This window comes from Microcystis sp. LE19-41.2A (assembly GCF_027530405.1).
GTDB classification, from domain to species: Bacteria; Cyanobacteriota; Cyanobacteriia; order Cyanobacteriales; family Microcystaceae; genus Microcystis; species Microcystis aeruginosa.
In genome coordinates this window covers 1-2,280 of record NZ_JAPZQJ010000536.1, presented here as the reverse complement: position 1 = coordinate 2,280, position 2,280 = coordinate 1, and the positions used below count along the sequence as shown (strand labels likewise).

Annotated in this window: 4 protein-coding genes; 2 read left to right on the top strand and 2 right to left on the bottom strand. The window is 46.5% G+C overall.

The window, feature by feature from the left end; genetic code table 11:
- Window positions 1–175 precede the first annotated feature (175 nt).
- Window positions 176–325: a hypothetical protein gene (locus O9290_RS22550; RefSeq protein WP_155119787.1), complete on the bottom strand. Its 150-nt coding sequence runs from the start codon at window positions 323–325 to the stop codon at window positions 176–178.
- On the opposite strand from O9290_RS22550, the gene rpsP reads away from it, so the two are divergent.
- Together rpsP and O9290_RS22540 are read left to right on the top strand one after the other, a co-directional pair.
- A complete protein-coding gene (gene rpsP / locus O9290_RS22545; protein WP_002736858.1) occupies window positions 324–572 on the top strand; it encodes a 30S ribosomal protein S16 in 249 nt (82 codons plus the stop codon). The two genes, O9290_RS22550 and rpsP, sit on opposite strands and share 2 nt — an antisense overlap.
- Window positions 565–930, top strand: a complete 366-nt coding sequence (locus O9290_RS22540; RefSeq protein ID WP_002762468.1) for a KH domain-containing protein — start codon at window positions 565–567, stop codon at window positions 928–930. The genes rpsP and O9290_RS22540 overlap by 8 nt, the downstream gene beginning before the upstream one ends.
- 9 nt (window positions 931–939) lie before the next feature.
- Here O9290_RS22540 and obgE read toward each other — a convergent pair whose 3' ends face one another.
- Complete coding sequence (gene obgE, locus O9290_RS22535) at window positions 940–1,968, bottom strand: GTPase ObgE (RefSeq protein WP_002762467.1); 1,029 nt, start codon at window positions 1,966–1,968, stop codon at window positions 940–942.
- Between the last annotated feature and the right edge of the window lie 312 nt (window positions 1,969–2,280).

Here is a 2,280-nt window from a genome sequence, read left to right as displayed (position 1 = left end):
ACGACTGGCTACTGACGACCGGCTACTGAATCCTACCCCCAGGAAAAACTTTTTCAGCAGACCCTATTTACATATTTTATGCGATTTAATCCTTATTTTTGACGTTTTTGAACCCTCAAAAATTAATTATGCAAGAGGTTTAATTTAATCTTAATTTCGGGTGTGTTAGCCAAAACTAACACACTTCAACTTTGTACCTCACCATTAAGATATCGGCGTTATTTTCAATAATAGCCAATGGCTGCCGACCGTTTCCTCGATCGCCACTTGTGGAAATACCACCGGGATGAGTTAGAATCTGAAAGGAGAATTTTTGAGTAACCATGATCAAATTACGTCTAAAACGCTTTGGTAAAAAACGCGAAGCCAGTTATCGTATCGTTGCGGCCGTTAGCACCAGTCGTCGCGATGGTCGTCCCCTAGAGGAATTAGGATTTTACAATCCCCGTACCGATGAAGTGCGTCTGGATGAGGAAGGAATCATCCGACGCTTACAACAAGGAGCGCAACCGACGGACACCGTGCGCAGCATTCTCACCAAACAGAAAATTTTCGAGAAAATCAATGCCTAGTACCCCCAATTATCTCGAACTGGTGAAATTTATTATCGAGCCGTTTTTGGAAGAGCCGGCCAGTCTGAGATTGGATATCGAGCGCTGTAAGGAAAATGAACGTCTTTGGGTGCGTGTAGCCTTCGATGATGCCGATAAAGGCAAAGTTTACGGCCGGGGAGGACGCAATTTACAGGCGATTAGAACTACCCTAGAAATGGCGGCCGCGAGTGTGGGTCGCTCTCTTTATCTAGAAGTCTATGCGGCCGAAAATGAAGCTGAACAGCGCCGCACCCGTCGTTCTAATGGTAACTTTGAAGGTACGGAAAGAAGACCGAGCAATCGCCGACCACCCGCACCCCGGCAGCTCAACAACTAACGAGCGATTTTAGGAAAACAGGGAAGGGGTTTCATCCTCGACCCTCTCCAGTTGCTCTAATTGCTGCCAAACTTTGGCGAGTAGAGTGGTTAATCCGGCTCCTGTTACGGCGGAAATGGTCAAAATCTCGGCATTGGTTATTTTAGCAAACTGCTTTTGATAGTTATCTATCGTTTCCTCGTCCACAGCATCAATTTTGTTGAAAACCAGTATTTGCGATCGCTTTTCCAATTCCCGACCATAGGCGGCTAATTCCCCTTGGATAATTTGATAATCGGCGATCGGGTCTTCTGCTGTCAAGGAGACAAGATGAATTAACAGGCGTGTGCGTTCGATATGGCGTAAAAATTCATGTCCTAGGCCGATTCCTCGGTGCGCTCCCTCGATTAATCCTGGAATATCGGCGAATACCGTCCCATCTCCCGTGGGTTTGCGTACCACTCCCAAGTTAGGAATGAGAGTCGTAAAGGGATAATCGGCGATTTTGGGACGAGCAGAGGAAACGGCCGAGATTAGGGTGGATTTTCCCGCATTGGGCAGCCCGATAATGCCCACTTCCGCTAATAACTTCAATTCTAGGCGTAAATGGCGTTTTTCTCCCTCTAAACCGGGTAAAGCGTATTCGGGTGCGCGATTATTATTACTTAAAAAGTGGCGGTTGCCTAATCCCCCTTTTCCCCCGGCAGCCACGATTAAAGTCTGTTCGGGAGTGACCAAATCGCCGATAATTTCCTCGCTATCGAGATCGTAAACCACTGTACCACAGGGAACTTTAATAATGCGATCGCTACCGTTGGCCCCAGTGCAGTTGTTCGGGCCGCCCCGTTTACCGTCATCGGCCTTAAAATAGCGACTATACTGGAAATCTAGCAGGGTTTGCAGGTTCTGAGTGGCCACGAAAATCACCGAACCACCTTTTCCCCCATTACCGCCGGCCGGACCGCCGGCGGGGACGTATTTTTCCCGACGGAAAGCGACAATTCCATCACCTCCCTTACCCCCTTCTACTTCTATTTCGGCGCGATCAATAAACTGCATAAGACTAAGTAGTTAAAGTGAAAAAATGCTCAAGATCAAAGCTGTTATAGGTTAACATCTTGCCAATTTAAAGCTTCTGCGAATCCCTGAAAATGTTTGACATTGGTAGTAGCGATGACTAGATAACGGCTCGGATATTGTTTTTTTAATAACTGCCAATGAGCAAGAATAAGGCTCTTCGGGACTTGTTATGGTTCGATAGGGGGGCATAAATCGACTCAATCCTTATCTGGCAAGAGATTTAATTGATTAGTTCGCTCCAGATCGCAAACAATTGACAAAAATTGCGGCAATGTCTGTCTCTATAAAGGT

Coding starts and splice junctions, on each gene's coding strand:
- obgE (WP_002762467.1), bottom strand. CDS start 1,968: ATGCAGTTTATTGATCGCGCCGAAATAGAAGTAGAAGGGGGTAAGGGA.
- rpsP (WP_002736858.1), top strand. CDS start 324: ATGATCAAATTACGTCTAAAACGCTTTGGTAAAAAACGCGAAGCCAGT.
- O9290_RS22540 (WP_002762468.1), top strand. CDS start 565: ATGCCTAGTACCCCCAATTATCTCGAACTGGTGAAATTTATTATCGAG.
- O9290_RS22550 (WP_155119787.1), bottom strand. CDS start 325: ATGGTTACTCAAAAATTCTCCTTTCAGATTCTAACTCATCCCGGTGGT.